Raw genomic sequence first — 24418 nt, 5'->3', positions numbered from 1 at the left:
CGGCGACCGAGCTTACATGGACGTACTTGCAGCGTCCCCCGCAACCGGACCCCCCCGCCAACCCACGGAATGCCAGCTTTTCTATGTTGCTCCGGCTTCTGCGGGTGCAGGGCTGCAAGCCCTGCCCAACAATCCCCCCTCGTGCACAATGGGGCCGACCCCGCCTGGACCCCGTCCTGATGTCGAGCAAGCCGTATTCAGAAGCCTGCGAGCGCAACCGCGAGCCGATCGCCGCCGCACTCGACCCGTGGATGGGCGACCGTCATCGGCTGCTGGAAATCGGCAGCGGCACCGGCCAGCATGCGGCCTTCTTCGCCGAGCGCTGGCCCTGGCTGCGCTGGCAGCCCAGCGATCACCCGGACCACCTGCCCGGCATCGAGGCGTGGCGTGCCGAAGCGGCATTGCTGAACCTGCTGCCGCCGCTGGCGCTGCAGGTGGAACTGCCGCCGGCACCCGGCCTGTCGCTGCCCGAGGGCAGCACCTTCGACGCCGCGTTCAGCGCCAACACGCTGCACATCATGAGCTGGGACCACGTACAGGCGCTGTTCGCCGCGCTGCCGCCGGTGCTGCGCCACGGCACACTGCTGGCGGTGTACGGCCCGTTCAACTACGGCGGCCACTACACCAGCGACAGCAACGCGCAGTTCGATGGCTGGCTGAAGGCGCGCGACCCGCGCAGCGGCATCCGCGATAGCGAGGCTGTGCAGGCGCTGGCCGCGGACAACGGCTTCACCCGCCTGCGCGATGTGGCGATGCCGGCCAACAACCGGCTGCTGCTGTGGCGGCTGGGCTGAACCGCCGGTAGTGCCGGCCGCTGGCCGGCAATCGATGGCCAGGAACAGGCCGGCCAGCGGCCGGCACCACCTTCAAGCGACCTGCACGATATGCAGCGCCTTCGGGTTGCGCCACTGTGCCAGCAGCGCCGCTTCCCGCGCCTTGGCCTGGGCGAAATGCGCTTCCTTGACGTGACCGAAGCCACGGATGTGCTCGGGCACGCTGGCGATCTCCACCGCCAGCGACAGACGATCATCCTCCAGGCCGTCCAGCAGCACCTGCACCGTCGCCTCGTAGTCGGCAATCAGCTGGCGCTCCATGCGGCGCTCCTCGGTACGGCCGAACACATCGAGGCGCCCGCCACGCAGGAACTTCAGCTTCGCCAGCAGACCAAACGCCTTGAACATCCACGGGCCATACTCCTTCTTCAGCAGCCGGCCCTGCTCGTCCTTCTTCGCAAACAGCGGCGGCGCCAGGTGGAAGCGCAGCTGGTAGTCACCCTCGAACTGCTGCTGCAGGCGGCGCTGGAAGTCGCCGCTGGTGTACAGGCGGGCCACTTCGTACTCGTCCTTGTACGCCATCAGCTTGAACAGGTAGCGAGCCACGGTCTCGGTCAGCGCAGTGGAACCGCCGATGCGTTCGGCTTCGGCGGCGCGCACGCGCTCGACCAGGCTGCGGTAACGGTTGGCGTAGGCAGCGTCCTGGTACTCCACCAGGAACGCTGCACGGCGCTCGATCATTTCATCCAGCGAGCGCGACAGACGGGCGTCGTCCAGTGGCAGGAACGCCACGTCGCCGCCATGCGAGGGCAGGCCACGCAGTTCGCGTTCGTCGCCGGTGTTGCGCGGCGCCGCAGTGGCGCCCCACTCGTTGCCTTCCCACTCGCCCGGCGGCAGCGGGTGCAGCGGGCCCGGGGTGGATTCGGTATCGGTGTGGCGGTTGCGCACCAGGCCGGCGGCCTGCTGCACGGCCTGCGGATCGACGGCGGCCAGGCGGCCCCAGGCGAAGGCCTGCTGGTTCATCGCCACGGCGGCGCCGTTCAGTTCGATGGCACGCATCAGCGAGTCGAACGACAGCGGCACCAGGCCCTGCTGCCAGGCATAGCCCAGAATGAACAGGTTGGCGGCGATGGCGTCGCCCAGCAGCGCGGTGGCCAATTGGGTAGCATCGAGCAGCAACGGCTGCTGGCCGCCCAGCGCGACGCGCACGCCGGCAATGATGTCGGCCGCCGGGAACTGCATGTCCGGGCGCGTGGTGAAGGTACCCGGCATCGCCTCATAGGTGTTCAGCACCACCTGCGAACGGCCGGCGCGCACCTTCGACAGTGCCCAGTAGTCATTCACCACCACCATGTCGCAGCCCAGCACCAGGTCGGCCTCACCGGCGGCAATGCGTACGGCATGGATGTCATCGGGGCGCTGCGCGATGCGGATGTGCGTGGTCACCGCACCGCCCTTCTGCGCCAGGCCGGTCTGGTCCAGCACCGAAGCGCCCTTGCCTTCCAGGTGCCCAGCCATGCCCAGCAGCGCGCCGATGGTCACCACGCCAGTGCCGCCGACGCCGGTGATCAGGATGTTCCAGGGCTGTTCCAGCGTGCTGCGCACACTGGGTGCCGGCAGGTTGTCCAGCAGCGTGGAGGCATCGCGCTTGCTGCCCTTGCGCGGCTGGCCGCCGTGCACGGTGACAAAGCTCGGGCAGAAGCCATTCACACACGAATAGTCCTTGTTGCAGTTGGACTGGTCGATCTCGCGCTTGCGCCCGAACTCGGTTTCCTTCGGCAGCACCGACACGCAGAAACTCTTCTTGCCGCAGTCGCCGCAGCCTTCGCACACCAGCGAGTTGATCAGCACCCGCTTCTGCGGGTCTTCCAGCTTGCCGCGCTTGCGGCGGCGGCGCTTCTCGGTGGCACAGGTCTGTTCGTAGATCAGGATCGAGACGCCCTTCACTTCGCGCAGGCGCTTCTGCACCGCGTCCAGCTCGCTGCGGTCGTGGAACTCCACGTCGCTGGGGAAGTGCTCGCGCTGGCCGGTCCACTTGCCGATGTTGTCCGACAGCACCACGATGGTGTGGATGCCTTCGGCGCGCATCTGCCGCGCGATGTCGGGCACGCTCAGCGGGCCGTCCACCGGCTGGCCGCCGGTCATCGCCACCGCATCGTTGTAGAGAATCTTGTAGGTGATGTTGACGCCGGCCGCGACCGCCTGGCGGATCGCCAGCGAACCACTGTGGAAATAGGTGCCGTCGCCCAGGTTCTGGAACACGTGCGGGGTATCGGTGAACGGCGCCTGCCCGGCCCAGGTCACGCCTTCGCCGCCCATGTGGGTGAAGGTGTCGGTGCTGCGATCCATCCAGGTCACCATGTAATGGCAACCGATGCCGGCCAGCGCACGCGAGCCTTCCGGCACGGTGGTGGAGGTGTTGTGCGGGCAGCCCGAGCAGTAGTGCGGTACACGCGGGAAGCTGGCGCGCGGCAGGGCAAGCTCGGCTTCCTTTTCCTGCATCCACTGCAGGCGCTGCTCGATCGATTCGTTGTTGAAGAACTTCTGGATGCGGCGGCCGATCACGCCGGCGATGGTGGCCGGGGTCAGTTCACCGGTGGACGGCAGGATCCACTCGCCGCTCTCGTCGTACTTGCCGACGATGGACGGGCGCTGGCCCCAGCTGGCCGGCCAGTTGAAGAACTGTTCCTTCATCTGGCGCTCGATGAAGGCACGCTTTTCCTCCACCACGATGATGTCTTCCAGGCCCTGCGCGAAACGCGCGATGCCCTGCGGCTCCAGCGGCCAGGTCATGCCGACCTTGTACACGCGGATGCCGATGTCGGCGCAGGCCGCTTCGTCCAGGCCCAGGTATTCCAGCGCCTGCAGCACGTCCAGGTAGCTCTTGCCGGTGGTGACGATGCCCAGCCGCGCGCGCGGTGCGTCCATCACCACCTTGTCGATGCCGTTGGCGCGGGCAAAGGCCTGCGCAGCCTTCACCGCATAGCGGTGCAGGCGCATCTCCTGGTCCATCGGCGGGTCCGGCCAGCGGATGTTGAGGCCGCCGACGGGCATCTCGAAGTCCTCCGGCAGCACGATGCGGCGCGCCAGCGGATCGACCTGCACCGAGGCCGACGATTCCACCGTTTCGGCGATGGTCTTGAAGCCGACCCAGCGCCCGGTATAGCGGCTCATCGCCCAGCCGAGCAGGCCCATGTCGAGGATGTCCTGCACGCCGGCCGGATTCAGCACCGGCATCATCGCGCTGACGAATTCGTCTTCGCTGCCGTGCGGCAGGGTCGAGCTGCGGCAGGCATGGTCATCGGCGGCCAGCGCCAGCACGCCACCGTAGCGGGAGGTGCCCGCGGCATTGGCGTGCTTGAACACATCGCCGCAGCGGTCCACGCCCGGGCCCTTGCCGTACCACATGCCGAACACGCCCTGCACGTTGGCGCCGGGGAACAGGTTGGTCTGCTGCGTGCCCCACACCATGGTGGCGCCCAGGTCCTCGTTCAGGCCGGGGGTGAACTTCACTCTGGCCGCGTCCAGGTGCTTGCGCGCGCGCCACAGCTCCAGGTCGAAGCCGCCCAGCGGGCTGCCACGGTAGCCGCTGACGAAGCCGGCGCTGTCGATGCCTTCGGCGGCATCGCGCAGGCGCTGCATCAGTGGCAGCCGCACCAGCGCCTGCACGCCGCTCAGGTAGATCCGCCCCTCATTGCGGGTGTACTTGTGGTCGAGCGAGTACTCGCGGTCGATCAGGTCGGCGGAAGAGGGCGAAGTGAGTTGCGCGGTACTGGTCATGGCTGGCCCGGTAGGATCGGCTGGCACCGGCCGCGTGCGGGCACGCGACGGGAAAGGCGCGAATTGTAGCAGCGAGGCCCCGCAGCCCCCGGCACTCGCGCCGGCGGCCGTGCTGCGGTTAGGATCGGGGAGAGAGAGGGAGGCTGCGGTTGCAGCCTGGGGAGAAGGGATGTCAGTTTCAGCAAAGATCCTGGCCAGCGTGCTGCTGGTCTCGGGAACGGCCACTGCCTGGGCCGCGCCGGCGCTGCCGGCACCACAGGAGTTCTATTTCGACAGCGATGCGGCCGCGGTGCCGATGGTCGTGGTCCAGTCCGAGGGCGATACGCTGGTGGCGCAGCTGCTGAAGCAGCGCGAGCGTGGCCGCCGTGTGGTGGAGGCGACCGTACAGCTGGCGTCGGTGGCGATCGCCCAGGGCCGTACCGAACTGGGCGAACAGCTGTACCGCGAGGCGCTGAAGGACGCGCCGGTACAGGGCAGCCTGGGCCGTGGCGTGCGCTGGAATTACGGCTGGGACCTGCTGCGCCAGGGCCAGGCCGAGGCCGCGCTGGAACAATGGCAGGCCGCCGCCGGGGGCTCGTTGAGCAAACCGGCCTGGTTGCCACCCACCTACGCCCTGGCGTTGTGGCGGGCCGGCCAGAAGCAGGAGGCGGTGCGGTGGTATGCCGCGGCGGTGCGTACCGAGCCGGCGCAGTGGAGCGACAGCAGTCGCTATGCGCAGTTGCTGCCGCTGTGGCGTGACGACGAGCGCGCCTCGCTGGCCGAAGTGCAGCAGGCCTGGGCCGCAGCGCCGCCGGCCTGGCCCTGAGCGGGGCGGTTGCGCCGGGTTGCACCCGGCACCGGCAGAGGCAACGGCCGGAGCCGAAGCAATAGCAACAGCCGAAGCAACAGCGGGTTTACTGAAGGCGGCGGGCCGGTGTGGGTTGGCAGGACACGCCGTAAACCCCGCTCCGCGGTCCGGCCCAGCCGCTAGCGGCTGGGCGTTCGGGCGCTTGCGAAGCAGTGCTTCGCAAGCAAAGCGCCCTCACCCCTGGGGGCTCGTTGGCGCCATCCACGGCGCCAACGGTCCTGCCAACCCACACCGCCCCGCCTTCGACAGGTTCCGGCAGCTGTTGGTAGGTGTCGACCTTGGTCGACACGGTAGATCCACGCCATGCGTGGATGAATCCGCATCGGAACCGATTATTCGATATCTGATCCAAATGCAGCCGAGCACGGGCTCGGCTCTACAAAGAGCCGCCAGCCAAGCGGCTTTTGCTCCTGCTTTTGCTCCTCTCTTTTCTTTTCCGTGGCTGATCGCCAACGGAAACTGTCAGAGGCCGGGCGGGTAGGCTGCGCAGGGGCGTGAGCCGCATGGATGCGGCGACCGAGCTTACAGGGACGTACTTGCAGCGTCCCCTGCGCGGCCTACCCGCCCGGCCAACTGCGGCTGTTGCTTGCAGCGACCCACCACGAGGGGCTGCGCCGTTCGCGGGAACCTCAGTCGTCGGCGGAAACCGTCCGCCCCGAGGCCCACTCCCGCAATGCCGCCACCTGCTCGGCCATCAGCACCGACAGCGGCCGCGTCGCGCGGATCTCGTTCATCAGCAGCTCGGTATCCAGCGGCCGGCCCTCGGCGTGCGCCGCATACAGGCCGGCCACGATCGCCTGCTCGATCTCGGCACCGGAAAAGCCGTTGGCGGCAGCGGCCAGTGCCGGCAGCGCGAAGTCGTCGGCGTTGAGCTGGCGACGCCCCAGGTGCAGGCGCAACAGCTCCACTCGTACCTCCGGCGAGGGCAGGTCGACGAAGAAGATCTCGTCGAAGCGGCCCTTGCGCAGCAGTTCGGCCGGCAGCTCCTGCACCTGGTTGGCAGTGGCCACGATGAACACCGGTGCCTTGCGCTCGGCCATCCAGGTCAGCAGGTAGCCCAGCACGCGGCGCGAGACACCGCCGTCCTCGCCGCCCGTTGCCAGGCCCTTCTCGATCTCGTCCATCCACAGCACGCAGGGCGCCAGCTGCTCGGCCGAGGCCAGCGCCTGGCGCAGGTTGGCCTCGGTCTCGCCGTGGTACTTGTTGTACAGCGCGCCCACGTCCAGGCGCAGCAGCGGCACGCCGAAGCCGGCGGCCGTGGCCTTGGCCAGCATCGACTTGCCGCAGCCCTGCACGCCTAGCAGCAGCATGCCGCGCGGCGGGTCCAGCCCGGCCGGCGCCGAGCCGGCGATGAAGGCCACCCGGCGCTGGTTGATCCAGCGCTTGAGCCGGTTGGCGCCGGCCACATCGCCAAAACGCGCGCTGTCATGCTCGAAGAACAGGTGGCCGCTGCGGTTGAGCAGCTCGAACTTCAGCCGTGCCAGCTGCGGCAGGTCGTCGTCGCGCAGCGCACCGTCGGCATAGATCAGCTGGCGCGCGATGCGGCGCGCATCGACCAGGCTCAGGCCCTGCAGGTTCTTCAGGATCTTCTTCACCGCCTCGCTGTCGACCTCCACGCGCCGGCCGCCGTGTTCACGGGCGTAGGCGTCGGCCTCTTCGCGCAGCATCTTCAGCAGCGCGTTGGCATCGGGCAGGCGCGGGTTGAAGCGCACCGCCAGCGCTTCCAGCTCGGCCGGCAGCTCGACCTTGGCGCCGATCAGCACCAGCACGTGCGGCTCGCTGTGGCGGCGCTGGATCAGGTCGCGCAGGGCGCGCTGGTGGCTGGCGTAACCCAGGTAGGGGTGGAAATCGAGCAGCAGGTACACCCCGCGCTGCTCGGCCTGGCGGATCATCTGCAGCGCCGCGCTGGCATCGGGTGGCCCGACCGGCGGGTCTTCGCTGTCCAGGTCGATGCGGCGCAGGCCCTCGGTGATCGACCAGCGGTGCAGGGCCCGCCACACATGCATCAACGTCTGCCGGAACAGTTCGACGATACGACCCTCGTCCTGGGTTTCAATCACGATCAGGGGGGTATTGGCGCGGATCAGTGCGCTCAGGTCCTGCAGTTCGCTCATGCCGGTTCGATCCTTCGGGGGCGCCACGATAGCAAAGGCGGCGGCCACGGGTTCAGCACGGCGCTACCTTCCGTCACCACCGCCGGTGTACGCTCGGGGCACGTACCCGGAAGCGAGGCTGGCATGAAGACGATCCTGGTGGCCGGTTCCAAGGGCGGGGTGGGCAAGACCACCGTCGCCACCCACCTGGCCGCGTACGCGGCATTGCAGGGCAAGGCCACGGTGATCGCCGATGCCGACCCGCAGGGCTCCAGCACCCGCTGGGCACAACGCCGTGCCGGGCTGGAAAGCGCGGTGCTGCCGATCGATGTGTATCGGAAGAAGCAGTGGGCACAGAAGCTGCCCGACGGCACCGATACCGTCATCATCGATGCACCGGCCGGCGCGCTGGCCGACGATATCCCCCATTTCCTCGACGCAGCCGACGCGGTGGTGGTGCCGGTGCTGCCCTCGGCGCTGGACATCGAGGCCATCGTCGGCTTCCTCAACAGCCTGGCGCAGAACCCGCGCGTGCACAGCCGCAAGCTGCCGGTCGGGCTGGTCCTCAACCGCACCAAGCCCTGGACCCAGACCTCGCAGCAGGCGTTGCAGATGCTGGCCGAATGGCCCTACCCGGTGGTGGCGCAGCTGCGCGACAGCCAGAGCTATGTGGTCATGACCGGCCTGGGCCGCAGCCTGTTCGATTACCGTTCGGCACAGGTGCGTGAACACCAGGCTGACTGGGAACCCCTGCTGTCCTGGTTGAAGCTGTGACGCGTGCGTCACTCCTGTTGCTGCACCCTCCTTCCCATGGAAACCCGCGATGCGTGAACTGATCCTGCTGCGCCATGCCCATGCCGAACCGGCCACGCCCGGCCAGGCCGACCTCGACCGGCCGTTGTCGCCGGTGGGGCTGGCCGAGGCCGAAGCCGCCGGCAAGTGGCTGAAGGAAAACAACCTGCTGCCGGACTGCGTGCTGTGTTCGCCGGCGCGGCGCACCCGCGAGACCCTGGAAGCCGTGCTGGCCACCATCGGCTACGTGGAAAAGCGACTGGAAGACCGTATCTACGAGGCCACGCCCGGCACGCTGGCCGCGCTGGTGGACGACCGCCGCGATCTCGACCGCGTGCTGATCGTCGGCCACAACCCGGGCCTGGAGCGCCTGGTGGCGCTGATGACCGAAGGCAGCAGCAGTGACTACCGCGGCATGCCGCCGGCCGGCATCGCCGTGCTCGGCTTCCCGCGTGAGGCCTCGATCGAACCGGGCGTGGCCAGCCTGAACGCGTTCTGGTGGCCGTGATCCGATGAGCCTGGCGCGGCGCGGCCACTTCCTGCTGCCCGCGCTGCTGGCCTGGGGGCCGGCCTGGGCGGCGGCGCCCCCGCCAACCCCGTTGCCGCCGGTGGTGGCCGAGGCGCAGCGCGTGCTGCGCCTGGATACCGAGCGTTCGCGGATCGGGTTCGAGGTGCGCACCCGCTTCGGCCAGCGCATCGAAGGGGTGTTCCCGCACTTCGAGGGGCGCATCGAGATCCTGTCCGATGGCCGTCACCAGGTGCATCTGAAGATGTTCACCCGTTCGGTGGAGATCCCGGGCAAGGCACGCTACACCGGCTGGATGCGCGGCGAGGAGTTCTTCGATGCCGGGCGCCACCCGGTGGTCGAGTTCGACTCGTTGCCGTACTGGCCCGAGACCGTGGAACAGGGCGGCGACATCAATGGCCGGCTGACCCTGCGCGGCATCAGCCACCCCGAGGCGCTGAGGGTGGAGAAGGCGGACTGCGCCCGGCCGGGCTATGATTGCGACGTCGTCAGCCGCGGTACCGTGCAGCGAGGCCGGTATGGAATGGACAGCTGGCAGCTTGCCTTGAGTGACCGAGTGACCTTCGTATTGCGAGCGCGCCTGAGCGAGGCGCCGAAGCCGTGAACCTGCTGCTGCGTGTACTGGCGCTGGCAACCGTGTTGCTGGGCAGCGGCTGCGCGTCGCTGTCGCATGCCGAGCGTGACCGTGCCGAAGCGATCGCCGTGCAGGCGCGCTCGAGCGTGGTCGAGTGCACGCGGGCTGACCGCTGCGCGCAGGACTCACCACTGCGGGCGCTGGCCGGCCGCGCGTTCACCGAATCCACCCCCGAACATCCACGCCACTACGCCACCCTGCTGGACGAAGGCGAGGGTGCGCTGGTGGCGCGACTGAACCTGCTGCGCAGCGCCACCCGCAGCATCGACCTGCAGACCTACATCTTCGACAAGGACGATAGCGCCCGGCTGGTCATCGACGAACTGCTGGCCGCTTCGCGCCGGGGGGTGAAGGTGCGCGTGCTGATCGACCAGCTCTCGGCGATCTCCGACCTGCAGATCCTCGGCGCGTTGTCCGGCGCCCACCAGAACTTCCAGCTGCGGGTCTACAACCCGACCTTCGGCAAGGCCCGGCTGAACTACTTCGACTATGCCGGCAGCGTGCTGTGCTGCTTCCGCCGCTTCAACCAGCGCATGCACAACAAGCTGCTGGTGATCGATGATGCGATCGGCGTGGTCGGTGGCCGCAATTACCAGGACGACTATTACGACTGGGACCGCGAGTACAACTTCCGCGACCGCGACGTGATGATCGCCGGGCCGGAGGCGCGTGCCATGGCCGCCAACTTCGATGCGTTCTGGCGTGCCCAGCGCAGCGTGCCGGCCGAACGCCTGAACGATGTCGGCCGCACCCTGCTGCGCGAGGGCGTGCCAACGCTGCCGCCGGCCACCTTCCGCCGCCCGGAACGGGTGCAGCGGGTCAGTGCCGAAGCCAATGACATGGACTTCGTCACCCGTTCCTTCGTCGATACCGCGCTGCCGGTCGCTTCGGTGCGCTACGTCGCCGACCTGCCGCGCAAGCACCGCCGCGAGCAGGCCGATGCGCCGCTGGCCGGGCAGCATGTGACCGAGCCGCAGCTGGATGCGCTGATTGCCGGTGCGCAGCACGAAGTCATCCTGCAGACGCCCTACCTGGTGCTGTCCAAGCCGGCCCAGGCGCTGTTCCGCGAGCTGCGCAAGCGCCCCGAGCCACCGCGCGTGGTGGTGTCCAGCAACAGCCTGGCGGCCACCGACAACCCGATCGTGTACGCGCTGTCCTACAAGTACAAGCGGCGCAACCTGCGCGAACTGGGCTTCAACATCTTCGAGTACAAGCCGTTCCCGCTGGATGCGCCGGTCGACTACCGCAACCTGCTGCCCGATCCGATCGCCGCGCCCGAGGCCGACCACGAGGACGGCCGCAATCCGCTGATCGGCGGCAGTGCGGCCGGCAGCAATGCCGGCGGCGGCGGTAGCTCCGCGCCCGAGGCCAGCGCCAAGGGCCCGGTGAACCCGCGCACCGGCAGTGCCTACCAGAATGCCCGCGAGCGCCGCCGCGCCGCCGGCAGCGAGGTTGAAACGCGCCTGCTGCGCACCGAGACGCGGCCCTCGTTCCTGGGCAGCAAGGCGGTCAACAAGCCGTTGCCGGTCACCCGCAAGGGTGCGCGCATGGGTCTGCATGCCAAGTCACTGGTGGTCGATCGCCGCATCGGCGTGGTCGGCACGCACAACTTCGATCCGCGCAGCGAGAACTACAACACCGAAGGCGCGGTGATCATCGACGACCCGGTGTTTGCCGAGCAGCTGGCGCAGAGCATCCTGCGCGACACCCATCCGCAGAACGCGTGGACGGTGGCGCCGCGGGCCAAGCCGCCGGTGCTGTCGGGCTTGAACTACAGCGTCGGCAAGGCCTCCGAGGCCCTGCCGATTCTCGACTTCTGGCCGTGGCGCTATGCCACCGACTACGAGTTCAAGCCGGGCCCGGACTGCCCGCAGCCGCTGCCGCGGCAGAGCCCGGATTTCCACCGCTGCTACGTCGCCGTCGGTGACTTCCCCGAGGTCAACGTCGGCCCGAAGTGGCTGCTGGTACGCATGCTGACCGCATTCGGGGCCGGCCTCGTTCCCATTCTCTGAAGGTACCCGCATGACCCAGGTGTTCCGCGAAGCCGTTTCCATCGAGCAGCTCAACGCGCTCAGCCACAACACCGCGATCCAGTCGCTGGGCATCGTCTTCAGCGCCGCCGGCGAGGACTGGCTGCAGGCCACCATGCCGGTGGACGAACGCACCCGCCAGCCGTACGGCATCCTGCACGGCGGCGCCTCGGTGGTGCTGGCCGAGACCCTGGGCAGCAGCGCCGGCAACCTGTGCGTGGATACTGCCAGGCAGATCTGCGTGGGCCTGGAGATCAACGCCAACCATGTGCGTGCGGTGCGCTCGGGCACGGTCACCGGCACCGCTCGCGCCCTGCATGTGGGCCGCAGCACCCAGCTGTGGGAGATCCGCATCGAGGACGACCAGGGCCGCCTGGTGTGCATCTCGCGGCTGACCCTGGCAGTGGTGGCCGCTGGCCACGGCTGAGCCCCGGCCGGGCCGGTGACGGCGGCAGAACCCAGCGTTCCCCGCCGATTGCCCCGGTCGATCACGTTTATGGCCTAAATCGGCTGGCAGCGATGACGGCCCTCCGGTATCGTGCGCGGATGACTTCCCCCACTCCGGCCCCCCGCGGCGGCGTGGCGCGTGTGTGCCGTTACCTGTACCGCGTACCGCTGCTGTTGGTCCACATCATCGTGTTCCTGCCGCTGACCCTGATCGGCATGCTTGCGCCGTGGGCGAACCTGCGCGTGGGCCAGGACCGGCTCGGTGCCAAGGTGGTGAACTGGTGGCAGGGCGGCCTGATGTGGGTGTTCGGCTTCCGCCTGTCGCGCGTCGGCCAGCCGCTGCCGGGCGCCGTGCTGTTCGTCGCCAACCATGTCAGCTGGGTTGATATCTGCATCCTGCACAGCCAGCGCATGATGGGCTTCGTCGCCAAGCGCGAGATCGCCAGCTGGCCGCTGGTGGGCTGGCTGGCCGCACGCGGGCAGACCATCTTCCATCAGCGTGGCAACACCGAATCGCTGGGTGGCGTGATGCAGGTGATGGCCGATCGCCTGCGCGAAGGCAAGGCCGTGGGCGTGTTCCCGGAAGGCCGCACCCGCGGTGGCCATGAAGTCGGCCCGTTCCATGCGCGCATCTTCCAGGCCGCAGTGGAAACCGGCGTGCCGGTGCAGCCGGTGGCGCTGGTGTATGGCGTGCAGGGTGATGCGCAGACGATTGTCGCCTTCGGCCCGAGCGAGAGTTTCTTCGCCAATTTCCTGCGCCTGCTCGGTGAGCCGGCGCGACGTGCGGAAGTGCACTTCCTGGCGCCGATCGGCGCCCAGGACCTGGAAGGCCGTCGGCGTATCGCGGAAACCTCGCGCGCGCGCATCGTGGCGGCCATGAGCACCGGGTGAGGACGCGGTGGCCCTGATTCCGCCACCTGTCCTGGACGCCGGCACGCCGACGCTGCATGCGGCCGATTACCAGCCGCCGCGCTGGCTGCGCAATCCGCATCTGCAGTCGATGCTCAGCTCCAGCCGCATGCGCCTGCAGCGCGGGCTGCTGCTGCTGGCCGCCACCGGTGCGGTCAGCGAGGAACTGATTCTCGACGGTGGGGAAGGGGTGCGCCTGCAGGGCTGGCACAGCCACATCGAAGGCCGCGAACCCAAGGGCATGGCGCTGCTGCTGCACGGCTGGGAAGGCAGTGCCGAATCCAGCTACATGCGCATGGCGGCTGCGCGCATGGTCGAGCAGGGCTTCGACGTGGTGCGGCTGAACTTCCGCGATCACGGCAATACCCACCATCTCAACCGCGGCATCTTCCACTCCAACCTGATCGACGAAGTGGTGCATGCCGCCGGCGATATCGCCCAGCGCTGGCCGCAGCTGCCGCTGGTGGCGGCCGGCTACTCGCTGGGCGGCAACTTCGTGCTGCGCCTGGCCCTGCGTGCGCCGGCCGCCGGTGTGCCGCTGCTGCGCGTGGCCTCGGTATGCCCGGTGCTGGATCCGGCGCTGACCATGCAGAGCATCGAGAACGGCCCGGCGATGTACGACTGGTACTTCCGCCGCAAGTGGGCCGGCTCGCTGCGCCGCAAGCGCGACCTGTTCCCCGAGCTCAGCGACTGCGACGACCGCGTCCTGAAGCTGGACATCCGCGCGCTGACCGCCTGGCTGGTCGAACGGCACACCACCTTCGGTTCGCTGCAGGCCTATTTCGACGGCTACTCGATCGCCGGAGACCGCCTGTCCGGCCTGCAGGTGCCGGCCGACATCCTGATGGCCCAGGACGACCCGGTGATTCCGTACTCGACCTTCAACGGCTGGCAGCTGCCGCACCATGCGCACCTGGAGACCGCCTGCTGGGGGGGGCACTGCGGCTTCCTGGAAAACTGGCGTGGCGACGGCTTCTCCGAACGCTGGGTGGCACAACGCCTGCAACGGGTGCTGCCCGGCTGAACCGGCACGGGCACGCAGGCCGCTACAATGCGGGTTTGCCCTTGAACCGGACCGCCATGCAAGACCAGATCATCCAAGCGTTGCGCCAGAACGAGACCGGCCAGGCCGTGCAGCTGGCCCAGGCGTGGACCCGTGATGAACCCGGCCAGGCCGAGGCCCACCGCTGGCTGGCGCTTGCGCTGCAGCAGCAGGGCAATGCCGCCGAGGCGATGGACGCCCTGCAGCAGGCCCTGCAGCTGGCCCCCGACAATGCGCAGCTGCACCTGCAGCATGCCGGCCTGCTGCTGGCGCTGCACCAGATCGAAGGGGCCGGCGAGGCGTTGTCGCGCACCACCGGGCTCGACCCGAACGCCTTCACCGCCTACCTGATGCAGGCCCACCTGGCGATCGGCCGCAACGATTTCGACGAGGCCCAGCGCCTTTCCGCGCTGGCTGCGCGGGTTGAACCGGAGCATCCGGAACTGCTGATCATCGATGGCATGATCGCGCTGCGCCGCGATGATGCCGACCGTGCGCTGGCGTTGCTTGCCGCCGCCAACAAGGCGCTGCCCAACGACATCCGCGTGCTGTACGCACTGGGCTTCGCCTACCTGGGCAAGGACATGCTGGCCTTTGCCGAGCAGGCCTTCCGGCGTGTGCTGGAGTTGAACCCGGCCATCGGTTCGCTGCATGGCCTGGTGGTGCAGCTGGCATTGCGCCAGGGCAATCTGGACGCGGCGGCCGAAGCCATGCAGGTCGCCCTGCAGCAGCCCGGCCAGGACACGCCGTCGATGCGGCGCCTGGCCGGCGAACTGGCGCTGGCCAGCGGCCAGCCGTTGCAGGCGCTGGAGCACCTGCTGCCGCTGCTGGAACTGCTGCCTGGCGACCGCCAGGTGCTGCAGCTGCTGCTGATGTCCTGGCAGCGCCTGGGCCGCGATGACGAGGCGCGCGCGCGCCTGGACGCCGCGCTGGAACAGCAGCCGCAGCTGCACGACCTGTGGCTGGCCCGGCTGGCGGTGGAAGACGTGGGCAGCCCGACGGCCGCGGCGACCGTCGAGCGCTGGATGGACGCGATGCCGGGTCATCTGCCGGCACTGGAAGCACGCCTGCGCCTGCATGACATGGTGGGTGAGCACGAACAGGCCGAAGCGATCGCCGAGCGCATCGTCAGCCTTGAGCCGGGCCGCGTCAGCGGTGAAACCCGCCTGGTGGAAGGCCTGCTGCAACGCGATCCGGCCGCGGCCGTGGCGCGCGTGCAGGCGTTGATCGACAGCGCGCCCGAAGCGCATCGCGCCGACCTGCGTACCTGGCTGGGCGAGATCCAGGATCGCGCCGGGCAGCCCGAGCAGGCCTTGCAGACGTGGCTGGCACTGCAGACCGAGCAGGCACCGCAGCGCCTGCCGCTGCCGCCGCAGGCCAAGGCGCCGCCGAGCTGGCCGGACAAGGGCGAGATCGACGCTGAAGCCAGCTCCGCGCCGATCTTCCTGTGGGGCGCGCCGGGCTCGGGCGTGGAGCGTGTGGCGACCGGCTTGGCCGCCGCCAGCCCGGTGCTGCGCAGCGACCGGTACACCAACACGCCGCCGGACGATGCCTTCCAGAACTACCACACGCTGCAGGACCTCGCTTCGGGCGTGCTGACTCCGGAGCGGCTGGTGCAGCGCTGGCGCGAGCAGCTGCCCGCGCGCGGCGTGCAGGGCGATGCGGTCATCGACTGGCTGCTGTGGTGGGACAACGCCCTGCTGTGGGCGCTGCGCCCACAGTTGCCGCAGGGCCGCCTGCTGGTGGTGCTGCGTGACCCGCGCGACATGCTGCTGGACTGGGTGGCCTACGGTGCCGCCGCACCGCTGGCGATGACCTCGCTGGCCGAAGCCAGTGAATGGCTGGCGCGTGCGCTGGCCCAGGTCGCCACCCTGCACGAGGAAGACCTGTACCCGCAGGTGCTGCTGCGCATCGACCAGATCGGCAACGATCCGCATGCCATGGCTGACCTGCTGGGCCGCCTGTTCGAACGCCCGATGCCGCCGGCCGCACAGCTGGGCGCACCGCGCTTCCCGCCGGGCCACTGGCGCAATTACCGCGACGTGATGAGCGCCGCCTTTGCCAAGCTCACCCCGATCGCGGTGCGCTTGGGTTATCCGGAGGAGTGAACCGATGACGATGCAACTGAGCAGCCAGAGCCTGACCAACGGCGCACCGATCGACCGCGCGTTCGCCGCCGGCGATGCCGCAGGCTTCGCCCCGGACCGCAATCCGCACCTGGCCTGGAGCGGCGCGCCGGACGGCACCCGTTCGTTCCTGCTGGTGTGCGTGGACCCGGACGTGCCGACCGTGCCGGAGACGGTCGGCCGCAGTGACATCAGCGTGCCGCGCGACCAGCCGCGCTGCGACTTCGTGCACTGGGTGATGGCCGACATCCCGGCCTCGGTGCAGGAGATTGCCGCCGGCAGCTGCAGCGACGGGTTCGTGGTGAAGGGCAAGACCGCCCCGGCCGGCCCCGCCGGCAGCCGTCAGGGCCTGAACGATTTCACCGGCTGGTTCGCCGGCAACCCGGACATGGCCGGTGATTACCTGGGCTACGACGGCCCGTACCCGCCGTTCAACGACGAGCGCCTGCACCGCTATTTCTTCCGGGTGTTCGCGCTGGACGTGGCGTCGCTGGAATTGCCGGCGCGCTTCACCGCCGCCGACGCCTACCGTGCCATGCACGGCCACGTGCTGGCCGAAGCGGCGCTGCACGGCACCTACACGTTGAACCCGGCGCTGGGCTGACGCTGCCTACCCGGTAGTGCCGGCCGCTGGCCGGCACAGCAGCCAACGAAGAAGGGCGGCCTCTCGGCCGCCCTTCTGACGTCAGCCGACTGACAGTCGGCTCTACATCACTTCTCGATGGCCGACTCGACCACCATGTCCAGCACGTACGCCTGCGACGGCGCATCGGCCGGCGGGTTCTTCACTTCGTAGCGCTTCACGCGCACCACGTTGCGCACGCCGTCTTCGTGGGTGTAGCCCTCGATGTTGCCGTAGAAGTTCTCGAACTTGCCCGGCTCGCCCTGCTTCAGGCCCTTGTCGTCGAACTTCACTTCGCGCACCTGCAGGCACTGGTAGTCCGGGATCAGCGGGTGCGAGCACTTCTCGGTCTTGGCCGCCACTTCCAGGAACACGGTTTCGCCGGCACCGCCGTAGCGGGTTTCGGCGGTCGGCTCCGGGTTGAACACCAGCACCTCGCCCTTGGCGGTGGTCAGGGTCAGCTTGCCATCGGCATCCTGCTCGGCCTTCAGCTCGCCCTGCAGGCGGCTCGACACGGCCTCGTCCAGCGCCATCAGCGCCTTGTCGGTGCAGGCCATCATGGTCGAGGCCATCGCACTGACCGTCAGCTTGCCGTCGGCCAGGGTGTAGCCACCGCCCATGCGGTTGCAGGTGTTGCTGACCGACAGGCGGCCGTCAACGAAGTCCAGGGTGACCGGCTTGTCTTCGCGGGCGAACAGCGCATCGATGCGCTTGCCGTCGGCGCCGGTGGCCTGCTGCAGCAACCAGTGCTGGCTCTGCAGGCGCTGCGCATCCAGGTGCGCCAGCGTCTGCTGGTCTGCTGCCTTGGTCGCGGCCGGGGCCAGATCGTCGCCGCCGTTGCCGGCCGGGGCCGGGGTCTGGCTGCAGGCGGCCATCAGGGCCAGCGGGAGGAGCAGGGTGAGCTTGCGGTTCATGGTGATTCTCCTTGGGGAACCGTGGGGGAAACGGGGTGGGGCCGGCAACGGGGTTGCCGCGCCCCGGCGCGGTTCAGCTGCCGGACGGCAACCACAGCAGCAGCGCCACGCCCAGCGCGATGCGGTACACGGCGAAGGCGGTGAACCTGTGCGACTTGATGTAGCCCATCAGCCACTTCACTACGACGAAGCCGGTGACGGCTGCGGCAAGGAAGGCCACGCCCACCTCGGTCCAGTTCTCGCTGCCCAGCTGCCCGGCCTTGGCCATTTCCAGGAAGGTGTAGGCGCTGGCGGCGAACATGGTGGGAATGCCGACCAGGAACACGAACTCGGCAGCCGCCGCGCGGCGGCTCAGGCCCAGCAGCATGGCCAGGAAGATCGCCGAGGCCGAGCGCGAGGTGCCGGGGAACACGCCGGCCACCACCTGCGCCAGGCCCACGCCGATCGCCACCGTCCAGGTCACCTGGTCACGGTCGGGCAGGCGCGCGGTGTAGGCCTCCACCAGCAGCATCCAGATGCCCCCGATGATCAGCGCCCAGGCGACCGGGCTGACCGTTTCCGGCAGCGACCAGCCCGCCTTGCGCACCACCAGGCCCACCACGGCGGTGACCAGGAACGCGGCGCCCAGCTTGAACACGTAGTCGCGGTTCTCGCGCTGGCCGAAGCCGGTGGCCAGCTGCAGCAGGCGCTGGCGGAACACCAGCACCACGGCCACGATCGCGCCGGCCTGGATGACGATGTTGAAGAAGTCCGAACGGGCACCCAGCCAGTGCTGGGCGATGAGCAGGTGGCCGGTGCTGGAGATCGGCAGGAACTCGGTGAGGCCTTCGAGGATGCCCAGCAGCAGGGCGGAGAGCAGGTCGGACATGGACGGTGCGGGCACGCGCGGCAGGAGGAAAGTAGGCCGAGAGGATAGACGATCCATGCTGCACCAAACGGGTGCGTCTGGTGATCGGTGCACCCGTTTGGTGCGCACCGTTCCGCACCCGCATGGGGCGGCCTTTTTGAAATCAATGACTTGCAGCCTGCGAAAAGTTGGCACGGTCGTTGCTGTACCTCAGCAGGCATTCATCCCCATCCGAGGTCGTACCGATGTCCGTGGAAAACGTTGAGAAGCTGATCAAGGACAACCAGATCGAATTCGTCGATCTGCGCTTTGTCGACATGCGTGGTGTCGAGCAGCACGTGACCTTCCCGGTCAGCATCATCGAGCCGTCGCTGTTCGAAGAAGGCAAGATGTTCGATGGCAGCTCGATCGCCGGCTGGAAGGGCATCAACGAGTCGGACATGGTGCTGCTGCCGGACCCGGCCAGCGCCTACGTCGATCCGTTCTACGCCGATCCGACCCTCGTGATCAGCTGCGACATCCTCGACCCGGCCACCATGCAGCCGTACGGCCGCTGCCCGCGCGGCATCGCCAAGCGCGCCGAGGCCTACCTGAAGTCCTCCGGCATCGCCGAAACCGCGTTCTTCGGCCCGGAGCCGGAATTCTTCATCTTCGATTCGGTCCGTTTCGCCAATGAAATGGGCAACACCTTCTTCAAGGTCGACTCCGAGGAAGCCGCCTGGAACAGCGGCGCCAAGTACGACGGCGCCAACAGCGGCTATCGCCCGGGCGTGAAGGGCGGTTACTTCCCGGTGCCGCCGACCGACACCCTGCACGACCTGCGCGCTGAAATGTGCAAGACCCTGGAACAGGTCGGCATCGAAGTGGAAGTGCAGCACCACGAAGTGGCCACCGCCGGCCAGTGCGAAATCGGCACCAAGTTCAGCACCCTGGTGCAGAAGGCCGACGAACTGCTGCGGATGAAGTACGTCATCAAGAACGTCGCCCACCGCAACGGCAAGACCGTCACCTTCATGCCCAAGCCGATCGTCGGCGACAACGGCAGCGGCATGCACGTGCACCAGTCGCTGTCCAAGGGCGGCACCAACCTGTTCTCCGGCGACGGCTACGGCGGCCTGAGCCAGCTGGCGCTGTGGTACATCGGCGGCATCTTCAAGCACGCCAAGGCGATCAACGCCTTCGCCAACTCGGGCACCAACAGCTACAAGCGTCTGGTGCCGGGCTTCGAAGCGCCGGTGATGCTGGCCTATTCGGCGCGCAACCGTTCGGCCTCGTGCCGCATTCCGTGGGTCTCCAACCCGAAGGCGCGCCGCATCGAAATGCGCTTCCCGGACCCGATCCAGTCCGGCTACCTGACCTTCACCGCGCTGATGATGGCCGGCCTGGACGGCATCAAGAACCAGATCGACCCGGGCGCACCCAGCGACAAGGATCTGTACGACCTGCCGCCGGAAGAAGAAAAGCTGATCCCGCAGGTCTGCTCCTCGCTGGACCAGGCGCTGGAAGCGCTGGACAAGGACCGCGAGTTCCTCAAGGCCGGTGGCGTGATGAGCGATGACTTCATCGACGGCTACATCGCGCTGAAGATGCAGGAAGTGACCAAGTTCCGCGCGGCCACCCACCCGCTGGAATACCAGCTGTACTACGCCAGCTGACCGGACGCGATGGCGGTGGGCTCCCCCCTCCCGCCCGCCGCCATCGCTTCGGTTTTCGCGGCTGGGGAGCCGCGAGGCGGGCCGTGTGCCCGCCTTGGTAGAGCGGACTGTTGGTCCGCTGATCCAGGGGCAAGAGAGAGACCGGATACGCGACCAGGGCTGCCCTCCCTCCCGCGTCGGTCGTGCAAGGAGAGAGGCACGGCCGTCCCGGCCCAGTACGTGTCCGGTGCAACAGCCACGGCCATCACCGTGATGGCCCGTGGTTGCCTGAAGCCAACGCGCACTGGCGCGCTGGCCCCATCCACCATCGGGACATGCGCATGAAACTGATCTCCGCCATCATCCGACCGTTCAAGCTCGACGAGGTCCGCGAGGCCCTGTCCGATGCCGGCGTGTCGGGCATCACCGTGACCGAAGTGAAAGGCTTCGGCCGCCAGAAGGGCCACACCGAGCTGTATCGCGGCGCCGAGTACGTCGTCGATTTCCTGCCCAAGATCAAGATCGAAACCGTGGTCACCGACGAGCGCGCCGACGCGGTGATCGAAGCGATCCAGTCGTCGGCAGGCACCGGCAAGATCGGTGACGGCAAGATCTTCGTCACCGCCGTCGAACAGGTCATCCGCATCCGCACCGGCGAAATCGGTGCCGACGCGCTGTAACCCCCTTCCGGAGACTCCCCCATGAAGATGCGCCTTCTCACCGGGTGGCAAGCCCGGTTCCACCTGGTGTGCCTGTTGATGCTGCTCAGCGCGCTGGCCGTCGGTGCCTGGCCGGGCAGTGCCCACGCCCAGGCCCAGGTCTCGCCGCTGCCGAGCGAAAGCGTGGCCGTTGAACCGCTGCAGGCCCCGGCCGCAGCCGCACCGGCGGCCGTTGAAGCAGCTGCGCCTGCGTTCGACCACGGCGACGTGGCCTGGATGCTCACCTCCACCCTGCTGGTGCTGCTGATGGTGGTGCCGGGCCTGGCGCTGTTCTACGGCGGCCTGGTGCGCTCGAAGAACGTGCTGTCGGTGCTCAGCCAGATCCTGGTGGTGTTCTCGCTGGTGCTGCTGCTGTGGGTGGCCTACGGCTACAGCGCAGTGTTCAGTGCCGGCAATCCGTTCTTTGGCTCGTTCACCGAATTCGCCTTCCTCAAGGGCTTCACCCCCGAGTCGGTGGGCAACACGCCGATCAAGGGCCTGCCGGACTATCTGTTCGTCGCCTTCCAGTCGACCTTCGCCGGCATCACCACCGCGCTGATCGTCGGTGCCTTCGCCGAACGCATCAAGTTCCGCGCGGTGCTGCTGTTCTCGGCGCTGTGGTTCACCCTCAGCTACATCCCGATGGCGCACATCGTCTGGGGCGGCGGCTACCTGGGTGAGCTGGGCGCGATCGATTTCGCCGGTGGCACCGTGGTCCACATCAACGCCGGCGTCGCCGGCCTGGTCGCCGCATGGTTCGTCGGCAAGCGCCTGGGTTACGGCCAGACCGCACTGAAGCCGCACAACGTGCCGTTCACCTATATCGGCGCGATGCTGCTGTGGGTGGGCTGGTTCGGCTTCAATGCCGGTTCGGCGGCCGCCGCCGATACCGTGGCCTCGCTGGCCTTCCTCAACACCGTGCTGGCCACTGCCGCAGCGGTGCTCGGCTGGACGCTGGTGGAAGCGATCAGCAAGGGCAAGCCGTCGGCACTGGGCGCGGCCTCGGGCGCGGTGGCCGGCCTGGTCGGCATTACGCCGGCATGTGGCACGGTCGGCCCGCTCGGCGCGATCGTGATCGGTTTCGTGGCCGGCGTGGTCTGCGTGTGGGGCGTCACCGGCCTCAAGCGCCTGCTGAAGGTGGACGACACCGCCGACGTGTTCGGTGTGCACGGTGTTGGCGGCATCGTCGGCGCGATTCTCACCGGCGTGTTCAGTGCGCAGTCGCTGGGCGGCACCAAGGCCGATCTGGATATCGGGCACCAGGTCTGGGTGCAGGTGGTCAGTGTTGGCCTGACGGTGCTGTGGTCGGCGGTGGTGACCGCGGTCATCCTGTTGCTGGTAAAGGTAGTGGTCGGCCTGCGCGTGACCGAAGAGGCCGAACGTACCGGGCTGGATGTCACCTCGCACGGCGAATCGGCCTACGAGGCCTGAGGTGGCGGCGGGCGGCCCTTCGGGGCCGCCCCTGCTTGCTGGACATTGCTGCAGAGGCCTTGGTGCCTTGATGGGTGCCAAGCCTGCTGGGCACAGGGTCTGGGCCTGCTCGGGTGGGTGCCGACCGTTGGTCGGTACAGCCGACAGCCCATCCACGCATGGTGTGGATCTACAGAATTTTCCTTGTGGCATGCACCTTTGTGCCCGATCGCGCACAATCAGGCCATGCACCCGATCCGCACGTCCCTGATGCTCTCGGCCTGCCTGCTGCTGGCCGCCTGCGCGTCCACGCCGCCGGAAGCCCGCAACCCGCTCGCCACCTGGGTGCCATCGCCCAACCAGAACGCGCGCACGCCGGTCATCATCGTCCTGCACCACACCGAGCAGACCTCGGTGCAGCAGAGCCTGCACACGCTGCGCACCGCCAACAGCGGCGGTCGGGTCAGCGCGCACTACCTGATCGGTGCCGATGGCCATCGTTACCAGCTGGTCAGCGATGAGCGCCGCGCCTGGCACGCCGGCGCCGGGCGCTGGGGCACCATCACCGACCTCAACTCGGCCTCGATCGGCATCGAGCTGGACAACGATGGTCGCAGCCCGTTCGCTCCGGCACAGATCGCATCGCTGATCGTGCTGCTGGGTGATCTCAGCGAGCGGTTGAACATCCCGCCGCGCCAGGTGATCGGCCATGCCGACCTGGCGCCAACACGCAAGCAGGACCCAAGCCGGTTCTTCCCGTGGCAGCAGTTGGCCGAGGCCGGGTTCGGCCTCTGGCCGAGGGCCGCTGACGGAGCCGCGCCGGAAGGCTTCGATGCGTGGGCAGCGCTGGCCCGCTTCGGCTATCCGCTGGACAACCGCGACGCCACCGTGGCCGCGTTCCATCGCCGCTTCCGTGGCCGCGACGATCTGCCGGCCGTGCTCGACGCCGAGGATGCCCGCATCCTGCATTCACTGCTGCTGCAGACCCCGTGAGCCGGCGCATGAACGCTTGACCAGGCGCTGGGTTGCCGCCCAGCGGTCGGCGCTCCACCATGGCGGCATGATCGATTCCGCCACCTTCTTCAAGCGCAAGCACTGGACCCTGTTGGCAGCGGCCGTGCTCGCCGGCTGCTCCACCACCGCTCCCCGCACCGGATCCGAAGTGCCGACGGCAGCCACACCGCCGGCGGCGACCTACGCCAAGATCGCATGGAGCGCACTGCCGCCGGTCTCCGACAGCGACCTGCAGGCCGGCTTCGTAGCCTGGCGCAGCAGCTGCACCCGGTTGAACAACAATGCGGTCTGGGCCCGGCCTTGCGCCACTGCCGAGACCGTGTCCGACAAGGACCCGGCTGCGATCCGCCAGTTCCTGCAGCGCGACCTCGAGGTCTACGCACTGCGCGCCGGCGGTCACCAGGCCGATGGGCTGATCACCGGCTACTACGAGCCGATCTACCCCGGCAGTCTTACCCGCACGGACAAGGCCACGGTTCCGGTGTACGGCACGCCGGATGACCTGGTCGTGGTACAGCTGGACAGCGTGTACCCGGAACTGAAGGGCAAGCGCCTGCGTGGACGCGTCGAGGGCAAGGTGCTCAAGCCCTATGACGACGCGGGCACCATCGCGGCCAAGGGCGCCAAGGCACCGGTGCTGGCCTGGCTGACCGACCCGATGGACCTGCAGCTGCTGCAGATCCAGGGCTCGGGCCGGGTGCGACTGGGCGACGGCACGCAGGTTCGGCTGGCCTATGCCGAGCAGAACGGACACCCCTACCGCGCCATCGGCCGCTGGCTGGTCGACCAGGGCCAGCTGAAGAAGGAAGACGTCACCATGGACGCGATCCGCGCCTGGGCCCGGGCCAATCCCGCACGCGTGCCGGAGCTGCTGCGCAGCAACCCCAGCTACGTTTTCTTCGTGCGCAACCCGGACAGCGCGGAGGGCCCGCGCGGCTCGCTGAACGTGCCGCTCACCGCCGGTTACAGCGTGGCCGTGGACCGCACCGTGGTGCCGCTGGGCAGCCTGCTGTGGCTGTCCACCACGCGCCCGGACGGCAGCCCGGTGGTGCGCCCGGTGGCCGCGCAGGACACCGGCGGCGCCATTGCCGGCGAAGTGCGCGCGGACCTGTACTGGGGCAGCGGCGATGCCGCCGGCAAGCTGGCCGGTGACATGAAGCAGAAGGGCAACCTCTGGATGCTGTGGCCGAAGGGCGTGGCGTTGCCGCAGTAGGTTGGCCCCCGGATACCTGATAATGGCGCCATTCCGAACTTTCCGGCCGCGCCTGCGGCCAGGACCC

General features: G+C 68.5%; 20 protein-coding genes. 16 read left to right on the top strand and 4 right to left on the bottom strand.

Annotation, left to right across the window (positions count from 1 at the left end; all coding sequences use genetic code 11):
- Positions 1-179 precede the first annotated feature (179 nt).
- The gene (locus AC5YGJ_RS12855) at positions 180-794 is read left to right on the top strand and encodes a DUF938 domain-containing protein (protein ID WP_249842314.1); all 615 of its coding nucleotides are present in this window, start codon (positions 180-182) and stop codon (positions 792-794) included.
- A 72-nt stretch (positions 795-866) separates the two neighbouring features.
- On the opposite strand, the gene AC5YGJ_RS12850 is transcribed toward AC5YGJ_RS12855, so the two are convergent.
- Positions 867-4553, bottom strand: coding sequence for an indolepyruvate ferredoxin oxidoreductase family protein (locus tag AC5YGJ_RS12850; protein ID WP_249842313.1), 3687 nt, complete (start codon positions 4551-4553; stop codon positions 867-869).
- Between the two features lie 169 nt (positions 4554-4722).
- Here AC5YGJ_RS12850 and AC5YGJ_RS12845 point away from each other — a divergent pair, with 169 nt between their 5' ends.
- On the top strand, positions 4723-5358 hold the full coding sequence (locus AC5YGJ_RS12845; protein ID WP_249842312.1) for a tetratricopeptide repeat protein: 636 nt from the start codon (positions 4723-4725) through the stop codon (positions 5356-5358).
- Between the two features lie 671 nt (positions 5359-6029).
- On the opposite strand, the gene AC5YGJ_RS12840 is transcribed toward AC5YGJ_RS12845, so the two are convergent.
- Positions 6030-7514, bottom strand: a complete 1485-nt coding sequence (locus tag AC5YGJ_RS12840) for an AAA family ATPase (RefSeq protein WP_496186741.1) — start codon at positions 7512-7514, stop codon at positions 6030-6032.
- Between the two features lie 123 nt (positions 7515-7637).
- On the opposite strand from AC5YGJ_RS12840, the gene AC5YGJ_RS12835 reads away from it, so the two are divergent.
- The 9 genes from AC5YGJ_RS12835 to AC5YGJ_RS12795 all read left to right on the top strand — a co-directional run bounded on the left by AC5YGJ_RS12835 (position 7638) and on the right by AC5YGJ_RS12795 (position 16603).
- A complete protein-coding gene (locus AC5YGJ_RS12835) occupies positions 7638-8267 on the top strand; it encodes a nucleotide-binding protein (protein ID WP_005420986.1) in 630 nt (209 codons plus the stop codon).
- A 49-nt stretch (positions 8268-8316) separates the two neighbouring features.
- The gene (locus tag AC5YGJ_RS12830) at positions 8317-8793 is read left to right on the top strand and encodes a SixA phosphatase family protein (RefSeq protein WP_475289757.1); all 477 of its coding nucleotides are present in this window, start codon (positions 8317-8319) and stop codon (positions 8791-8793) included.
- A gap of 4 nt (positions 8794-8797) precedes the next feature.
- On the top strand, positions 8798-9415 hold the full coding sequence (locus AC5YGJ_RS12825) for a YceI family protein (RefSeq protein ID WP_496186740.1): 618 nt from the start codon (positions 8798-8800) through the stop codon (positions 9413-9415).
- Positions 9412-11457: a phospholipase D family protein gene (locus AC5YGJ_RS12820; RefSeq protein ID WP_496186739.1), complete on the top strand. Its 2046-nt coding sequence runs from the start codon at positions 9412-9414 to the stop codon at positions 11455-11457. The genes AC5YGJ_RS12825 and AC5YGJ_RS12820 overlap by 4 nt, the downstream gene beginning before the upstream one ends.
- Positions 11458-11467: 10 nt before the next feature.
- Positions 11468-11902 carry a hotdog fold thioesterase gene (locus AC5YGJ_RS12815; RefSeq protein ID WP_249842306.1) on the top strand — a complete coding sequence of 145 codons (435 nt, stop codon included), beginning with the start codon at positions 11468-11470 and terminating at the stop codon, positions 11900-11902.
- Between the two features lie 119 nt (positions 11903-12021).
- Entirely contained in the window at positions 12022-12813 is a 792-nt protein-coding gene (locus AC5YGJ_RS12810) for a lysophospholipid acyltransferase family protein (protein ID WP_057498130.1), read from the top strand.
- Between the two features lie 52 nt (positions 12814-12865).
- Positions 12866-13855 (top strand): YheT family hydrolase, encoded by a 990-nt coding sequence (locus tag AC5YGJ_RS12805; protein ID WP_249844925.1) that lies wholly within the window; start codon positions 12866-12868, stop codon positions 13853-13855.
- A 56-nt stretch (positions 13856-13911) separates the two neighbouring features.
- Positions 13912-15981 carry a tetratricopeptide repeat protein gene (locus AC5YGJ_RS12800; RefSeq protein WP_496186738.1) on the top strand — a complete coding sequence of 690 codons (2070 nt, stop codon included), beginning with the start codon at positions 13912-13914 and terminating at the stop codon, positions 15979-15981.
- A gap of 10 nt (positions 15982-15991) precedes the next feature.
- On the top strand, positions 15992-16603 hold the full coding sequence (locus AC5YGJ_RS12795) for a YbhB/YbcL family Raf kinase inhibitor-like protein (protein WP_496186750.1): 612 nt from the start codon (positions 15992-15994) through the stop codon (positions 16601-16603).
- Positions 16604-16710: 107 nt separating this feature from the next.
- Here AC5YGJ_RS12795 and AC5YGJ_RS12790 read toward each other — a convergent pair whose 3' ends face one another.
- On the bottom strand, positions 16711-17535 hold the full coding sequence (locus AC5YGJ_RS12790; RefSeq protein WP_496186737.1) for an META domain-containing protein: 825 nt from the start codon (positions 17533-17535) through the stop codon (positions 16711-16713).
- A gap of 73 nt (positions 17536-17608) precedes the next feature.
- Entirely contained in the window at positions 17609-18403 is a 795-nt protein-coding gene (locus AC5YGJ_RS12785; protein ID WP_496186736.1) for an undecaprenyl-diphosphate phosphatase, read from the bottom strand.
- A gap of 224 nt (positions 18404-18627) precedes the next feature.
- Between AC5YGJ_RS12785 and glnA the strand changes: the two genes are divergently transcribed.
- From glnA to mltA, 5 genes are all read left to right on the top strand, one after another.
- Entirely contained in the window at positions 18628-20037 is a 1410-nt protein-coding gene (gene glnA / locus AC5YGJ_RS12780; RefSeq protein WP_496186735.1) for a type I glutamate--ammonia ligase, read from the top strand.
- A 320-nt stretch (positions 20038-20357) separates the two neighbouring features.
- Positions 20358-20696 carry a P-II family nitrogen regulator gene (locus AC5YGJ_RS12775; protein ID WP_004134334.1) on the top strand — a complete coding sequence of 113 codons (339 nt, stop codon included), beginning with the start codon at positions 20358-20360 and terminating at the stop codon, positions 20694-20696.
- Positions 20697-20717: 21 nt separating this feature from the next.
- Positions 20718-22145, top strand: coding sequence for an ammonium transporter (gene amt / locus AC5YGJ_RS12770; protein ID WP_496186734.1), 1428 nt, complete (start codon positions 20718-20720; stop codon positions 22143-22145).
- A gap of 225 nt (positions 22146-22370) precedes the next feature.
- A complete protein-coding gene (locus AC5YGJ_RS12765) occupies positions 22371-23117 on the top strand; it encodes an N-acetylmuramoyl-L-alanine amidase (RefSeq protein WP_309336289.1) in 747 nt (248 codons plus the stop codon).
- Between the two features lie 67 nt (positions 23118-23184).
- Positions 23185-24351, top strand: a complete 1167-nt coding sequence (gene mltA, locus AC5YGJ_RS12760; RefSeq protein WP_496186733.1) for a murein transglycosylase A — start codon at positions 23185-23187, stop codon at positions 24349-24351.
- Positions 24352-24418 lie beyond the last annotated feature (67 nt).

Source organism: Stenotrophomonas sp. CS3K5 (genome assembly GCF_059515225.1).
The sequence above is the reverse complement of the archived record's forward strand: the minus strand, read 5'-3'. Positions and strand labels throughout refer to the sequence as shown.